This window comes from Novosphingobium sp. FKTRR1, assembly GCF_020404405.1.
In the GTDB taxonomy this organism is placed as follows: Bacteria; Pseudomonadota; Alphaproteobacteria; order Sphingomonadales; family Sphingomonadaceae; genus Novosphingobium.
On the sequence record NZ_JAIZDA010000024.1, the window covers coordinates 49,906 to 56,393 of the forward strand.

Annotated in this window: 5 protein-coding genes; 4 read left to right on the top strand and 1 reads right to left on the bottom strand. The window is 61.3% G+C overall.

Going from position 1 to position 6,488, the window contains the following annotated elements; translation table 11 throughout:
- Positions 1–13: 13 nt before the first annotated feature.
- Positions 14–568, bottom strand: a complete 555-nt coding sequence (locus LDN95_RS17855) for a hypothetical protein (RefSeq protein WP_226018921.1) — start codon at positions 566–568, stop codon at positions 14–16.
- A gap of 531 nt (positions 569–1,099) precedes the next feature.
- On the opposite strand from LDN95_RS17855, the gene LDN95_RS17860 reads away from it, so the two are divergent.
- The 4 genes from LDN95_RS17860 (at position 1,100) to LDN95_RS17875 (ending at position 6,348) form a co-directional block, all read left to right on the top strand.
- Entirely contained in the window at positions 1,100–2,269 is a 1,170-nt protein-coding gene (locus LDN95_RS17860; protein WP_226018922.1) for an AraC family transcriptional regulator, read from the top strand.
- The gene (locus LDN95_RS17865) at positions 2,266–3,267 is read left to right on the top strand and encodes a L,D-transpeptidase family protein (protein WP_226018923.1); all 1,002 of its coding nucleotides are present in this window, start codon (positions 2,266–2,268) and stop codon (positions 3,265–3,267) included. The genes LDN95_RS17860 and LDN95_RS17865 overlap by 4 nt, the downstream gene beginning before the upstream one ends.
- 194 nt (positions 3,268–3,461) lie before the next feature.
- On the top strand, positions 3,462–5,468 hold the full coding sequence (locus LDN95_RS17870) for a M1 family metallopeptidase (RefSeq protein WP_226018924.1): 2,007 nt from the start codon (positions 3,462–3,464) through the stop codon (positions 5,466–5,468).
- Position 5,469: 1 nt separating this feature from the next.
- Positions 5,470–6,348, top strand: coding sequence for a CPBP family intramembrane glutamic endopeptidase (locus tag LDN95_RS17875; protein ID WP_226018925.1), 879 nt, complete (start codon positions 5,470–5,472; stop codon positions 6,346–6,348).
- Positions 6,349–6,488: the final 140 nt, after the last annotated feature.

The window sequence follows — 6,488 nt, forward strand, 5'->3', positions numbered from 1 at the left end:
GGTCTGTCTCCTCTCAATACCGGAATTCGTGCTGGGTCCAGCCCGACAGATATTCGTCGTTGTAGCGGTTGTAGCAGGCGCGCTGCCGCCGATAGCAAATGACGCCGCCCGCGGGACGATAGCTGTCCCCTGAATCGGACGGACGATAGTAATCGCTGTTGCGATCCTCGTCATACCGGTCGTATTCGTGTGACTTCTTCTTGGACGACGCCGCAGCGATAATCGCGGCAAGAGCGACAGCAACGCCCACCGCGGCCACCGCCTTGCCGGTGTTGTTGCTGCTGCCCGACTCGCGGCTCATCCCGCTGACATACAGCGATTGCACGCGTCCGTTCTCGGTCCGGCAATTGAAGTCGCGATAGTCGCCGCGTCGCTCCGCCGACCCGTTGACGACGAACCGGTCATAGCCGCGCTCGCTGACCGTCACACTTTCGGTGCCGGCATTGTAATCGCGCCGCAGCTCGGCGCTGCAGGCATTCTTGGCATCGCTTGCCGGACTGGCCAGCGCGGGGATCGGAACGGCAAGCAGGGACAATGCCGCGCCCATGCCAGCCAGGCTTCGCTTCATGCGTGTCATGTCGTTCGATCTCCTTGCGTTTTGCGCCAACATCTCACCCACCGTTGCATCAATCCCGATCTGCTTGCCGACCTCAACCAGTCTTGCTCGACCAATCGTGAATAGTGCCGCCGATTTGCAACCGGTCAGCGACTGAAGATCGCAAGCGCCGCAAACTGCCGCTGTCCTGACCGATCATCGTTGCCCCTTCGGCCCCTTGCGCCCCTCAACACTTGGGTCGCCCGGCCATGATCTCGCCAGAACGACAGCGCATGTCGGCGACAAATATCAAATCCAATTAAATACTTACAAAGTTAGTCAAATCGACAGGTCAAAGTGATTTCGGATTAATGCCCCCAGTACCCTTCTTATAGTGACCGAGCGTGGCAAGCGAAGCTATCGACAAAAACGGACACAGAGTTTGCAAAACAGGCCAAACCGGTCTTAAACACTTCTGCCGTGCAACGTCTTTGCGCCTGTTGGGATCGGTGCATTGATGCGGCGAGCGGGTGGGGTTCGAAAGCCGGAGGCGAGGGGCAGATCATGGCTGGCGCGCGTGGAACCGGCGTTTTCGACTCCGGCGCTCTGCAATCTGATGGCATGGTGAAGCAGGACGGATCGTTCCATCGTGACGTCCGGCAAGCCATCGCGGCGCTTGGCCCGGTCGCCCGGCGACCCATGCCGACAACCACCGCGATGCATCTGGGAAGCTGGCTCGGGTGGCCAAGCTGGCTGCGCGACGATACGTCGTTGACGTGTTCGGGCCCGTTGCCCAGCCATGTCTCGACGGCAGACAATCTTATCATCATCGCCAACATCCTGCACCACGCCGGAGAGACAGCCATCCTCGAACGCTTGATCAAGGATGGCCCGCATATGGTCGGGCCGATCGCGGCGCTCGCTTTTGCTCATGCGCCGACCCTTGGAAACGGGCTGCAATCGCTGGTCCGTCTGATCAACGTCAACGAACCGCACTTGCGCGCCTCGATAACGGTGCAAGGAGAGCGGCACGCGGTTGCACTTGAGCCGACGGCGCCGCTCGGACGCGTGACGAACTTCATCGCGCTGATCACCATGGCAAGCGCCTACAGATTGATTGCGGCAACTTCGTTCGACGCACTCGACGAAGTGGAGCTGCACTCGACATATGGCGATGACAGCGACATGGCGAAGATCTGGCGGCATTTCCGCTGTCGGGTCCGCGCCGGTGCATCGACCAATCGGCTGTCGGTGCCGTTGAGCTGGTGCGCGCGGTCGCACCCGCAGTCGGACCAGAACCTGTGGGCTCTGGCAAGCGCACAGATCGCCGATGCCGAGCGGACAAGGTTTGCTGACACGGTGGTGCTGGAATACCGCCACAAGGTTGCACAGATCCTTGCCGAACAACGCCGGGTTCCGCTGTTGAAGCAGATCGCGGCTGAATCGGGTATTTCGGTCCGCACGATCAGCCGCCTGTTTGCCTCGCACGGCACCGGCTTTCACGCGATGGTCGATCAGGAACGACGGCTGAGGGCCGCGACACTGATCAACGACCCTTCGTTGGGCCTGCCCGAGATAGCCGTCGCGCTGGGATTTTCCGACATGTCGAGTTTTGGCAGGTCGTTTCGGCAATGGTTCGGCTCCTCGCCCGGCAAGTTTCGCCGGGCTGGAAAGCAGGCCAGCGGCCTTTGCGAGCGTGATTTCCAATTCAATAGCCAGGGGGCCAATCGATGAAGTCAGTATCCGTGCTGTGCGGGGCAATTGCGGTGATGGTGGCGCTTGGCTGTGGCGCGCCCGTTGCGGCGCAGGGGGCAAAGGAATCCGCGCCGCTCGACATGGCGCGACAGGCGCTGGCGCTGAAGCCCGGAGAATATGTCTGGGCGCCCGAGATTTCGCCGAGCGGGCCGGTCACGGTCGTGGTCGACCTGTCGACGCAGCGCGCCACGATCTATCGCAATGGCGTGCGCATCGGGGTGAGCACGATCTCCACCGGCAAGCGCGGCTACGAGACACCCACGGGCGTCTTTTCGATCTTGCTCAAGGACGCCAAGCACCGGTCGACCAAGTACAACAACGCGCCCATGCCGTTCACGCAGAAGCTGACGCAAGATGGTGTCGCGCTTCATGCCGGCGGCCTGCCGGGCTACCCTGAATCGCATGGTTGCGTCCATTTGCCCTACACGCTGGCGCAAAAGCTGTTCACGACCACCAGCTTCAGCACGACGGTGGTGATCTCCGGTCGTACGGGAGCGCAAGCAAAGGATGTTTTCGGCGGAGTGCTCGCCCCCATTGCGACGAATGGGCAACCGGCGCTGCATGTGCCGCTGGCACCCAGCGATTCCTATCGCTGGACTCCGGCGCTGTCGCCGCGCGGACCTGTCACGCTGATCCTCAGCGGATCGGACAAGCGACTGGTCGTCTTGCGCAATGGCATCGAGATCGGCCGGGCCAAGGTGACGATCGATGGCGAGCCGCTGGGAACCCATCTGCTGACCTTGACGGCACAGCCCGATGGTACGCAGCAATGGCTGCTTGTCGGCGTTGCGGGGCACACCGAGGAAGCCAATCTTCCGGTGGAAGGCGATGTGCTGCAACGCCTGACGATGCCGGCGGCGTTTCGGCAATCGATCGCACCGCTGGTCGTTCCGGGCACCACGGTATTGGTCACGATGGCGCCGATCAACAAGAAGACCACGGGCAGCGAAATGACGGTGCTTGCTGCAGCAAAATGAAAGACTTGCCGGATCGGACAAGGTCGCGAATATGTCTGGGCGGAGATCGATTTGCGACCATTCCAAATATTGGTTTGCTTAACGAGCAACACTGTGTTCGTATGAGTGAGATGAATTTTGAGACAGCAAGTACATAGCGAGTGCGCTTGCTATAGTGAGTAGCGATACCCGGGGGGGGCAATTCGTTGAAACTCATGCATTATTTGTTTCAGAGCTGCGCCATTGTCGGCGCGCTACTGACGCTGGTTGTGCAACCGGCCGGGGCGGCAGAGGTAGTCGGCAATAGCCCGCCCTGGCTGATTTCCAACGGCCAGCACGATGGCGGGGTGTTCATGCCTCGCAACATCCGCAAGACGCTTGAAAACGGTACGCGCAGTCCGGACGGCCGCCCCGGGCCAAATTACTGGCAGAACCACTCGGACCATTCGATCCGTATCTCGCTCGATCCCGTCAGTCACAAGGTGCAGGGCGAACAAGACATCGTTTATACGAACAACAGCCCTGATCCGCTGCCGATCCTGCTGTTTCGCATGTACATGAATGCTCATCGCCCCGAGGCGATCCGCGAGCAGCAGGTCGATGCAGCGTTCTTTACGCAGGGGATCGTCGTCGAAGATGTGAGTATCGACGGCGTAACCAAGGCGTGGAACGATCCCAAGAGCCCGCTGGCAGGCTTGAACGGCCCCGGCAGCACGCTGCATGGCGTGCTGCTCGACAAACCGCTGGCGGCCAAGGGCAGCGTGCGCATCCACATGCGCTGGCACTATGATCTGGTGAAGGACGCCGGTTGGAAGGAAGGGGCGCTGGGCAAGGGTAGCTTCTTCCTCGCCTACTTCTATCCGCGTATCACCAACTACAGCGATTATGGCGGCTGGGACACGACGCCATTCACGTTGGGTCGAGAATTCAACAACGATTTCAACACCTACAACGTCGAAGTCGTCATGCCGCAAGACTACGTCGTATGGGCGACCGGCGAATTGCAGAATCCCGGCGAGGTGTTGCAACCGGCTGTGCGCGACGCGCTCGCCGCCAGCCGGAGCAGCGACAAGGTGCTGACGCTGGCCGAGGCCGCCGAGGTTCGCGCGGGCAAAGTCACCGCGCGTGGTGACCGGCTGATCTGGAAATGGCAGGCCGACAATGTCCCCGATTTCGCCATCGCCATCAGCAACGAATATCGCTGGCAGGCCGCCAGCGCGGTGGTAGATCCCAAAACCGGCCGCCGCGCCAGCGTGCAGGCCGCCTATCCCGACAGTGCCACCGATTTCCGCCCGATGGTCGAGGTCGCGCAGAAAGCGCTGACCTGGGCATCGACGGTCTATCCCGGTGTGCCCTATCCCTACCCCAAGACCACCATCGTGCTCGGCAGCGCCGACGAGGAATATCCGATGATGGTCAACGACAGCTCAAATCTGGGCAGTCCCGAAGCCGCCAAGCTGCCCGAAAACGCCTTTACCGGCTTCGTCGCCGCGCACGAGATCCTGCATTCGTGGTTTCCGTTCTACATGGGAATCAACGAAAAGCGTTATCCCTTCATGGACGAAGGCTGGACGACGGCCTTCGAATATCTGCGCAACCGCGACGTGCTGGGCGTGCCTGCCGCCGACGCCCTGTTCCGCGAGTTTCGGGTCAATCGTGTCGGCTGGGCGGCCACGAACTTCGCGAACGACCTGCCGATCATCACGCCGCACGATTCCCTGTTCGGGCAGTCGTCGGTGTTCGCCTTCAACCAGTACGGCAAGGCGGCGCTCGGCTATCTGGCGCTGAGGGATCTGCTGGGCGAAACCGCCTTCCGCACGGCCTTGCATGAATTCATGGCCCGCTGGCATGGCAAACGGCCGCTGCCTTGGGACATGTTCAACAGTTTCAACACCGCTGGCGTCGGCAACCACGACTGGTTCTTCAACAACTGGTTCTTCGGTTACAACTACATGGACCTGACCTTGGCCGGCGTCAGCGCCGACGGAACCGGGCGGACCGTCACCGTCAGGAACGCAGGCGGTCTCGCCCTGCCGTTCGATCTCGTGCTCGATTACACCGACGGAAGCAGTGATCGCATCCACCAGACACCCGCCGTGTGGCAGTCCGACGGACGCATCGCGCAAGTCAAGCTTGTCGGCAGCAAGGAACTGCGCGCTGCAAGGATCGACACCGGCATTTTTGTCGACTTCAACCCGGCCGATAACACCTGGAGACCCTGAAATGGACCAACCGACCACGGTGAAACCTTCGCTGCTCGTGCGGATCACCCAGTTTGCGCCGCTGCGCCTGCTTGTCCTGGGCGGAATCCTGTTCCTGTTTATGGGTGTCAGCAGCGGCGTTATGGAAAAGTTCGCGGGTCAGCCCGTGCTGGCAACGGTTGCTGCCGCCGTGATGGCGGGCCTTGGCGTTGCGATCTACGCCGCCTTCGTCAGGCTGATCGAACGCCGTCCGGTCAGCGAGCTCTCGCTGGCGCCGCTGGTGCGCGAACTGGGCATCGGCCTGTTGATCGGCGCGGGTCTTTATACCGCCAGTGTGCTTGTCCTGATGGCGTTGGGCATTTACCGGATCGTCGGATTCAACCCGGTGTCGTTCATGGTTCCTGCCATCGGCATGGCGCTGAGTTCGGGATTTTTCGAGGAACTGCTGTTTCGCGGTGCGCTGTTCCGCATCGTCGAGGAAATGTTCGGAAGCTGGATCTCCCTCGTGGTGTCCTCGCTGGTGTTCGGCCTGCTCCATCTGCTCAATCCGGCGGCGACACTGACGGGCGCCATCTTCATCAGCATCGAGGCCGGAGTACTGCTTGCTGCAGGCTACATGGTGACCCGCCGCCTGTGGCTGAGCATCGGCTTCCACGTGGCCTGGAACTATACGCAGCAGGGCGTGTTTTCGGGCATCGTGTCCGGTAACGCGCCCGTCCCCGGCCTGATCAAGCCGATCATTCAAGGGCCCGACGCGCTGACCGGGGGTAGCTTCGGCCTGGAATCATCGCTGGTCGCATTCCTGTTCTGCACGACTGCCGGGGTGATCCTGCTCATCCTTTCCGTCAGGCGGGGCAACGTCGTGGCTCCGTTCTGGAAGCGCCGCACGACCGCTTCGTAACCGCTTCCTCTTAGAGCCCGAGCGAAAAGTGGTTGAGCGATATCAGTAGGTTGTGATTCAGCGTCGTTGTCGAGACGATGGAGGAAGCACATGCCCTGGACTGATACCGCTCGCCGCAAGCATATGCGGGAAGGTGCGGG

Bases quoted from the DNA above. Each gene is read 5' to 3' on its own strand.
- LDN95_RS17870 (WP_226018924.1), top strand. From the start codon at position 3,462: ATGCATTATTTGTTTCAGAGCTGCGCCATTGTCGGCGCGCTACTGACG.
- LDN95_RS17875 (WP_226018925.1), top strand. From the start codon at position 5,470: ATGGACCAACCGACCACGGTGAAACCTTCGCTGCTCGTGCGGATCACC.
- LDN95_RS17865 (WP_226018923.1), top strand. From the start codon at position 2,266: ATGAAGTCAGTATCCGTGCTGTGCGGGGCAATTGCGGTGATGGTGGCG.
- LDN95_RS17855 (WP_226018921.1), bottom strand. From the start codon at position 568: ATGAAGCGAAGCCTGGCTGGCATGGGCGCGGCATTGTCCCTGCTTGCC.
- LDN95_RS17860 (WP_226018922.1), top strand. From the start codon at position 1,100: ATGGCTGGCGCGCGTGGAACCGGCGTTTTCGACTCCGGCGCTCTGCAA.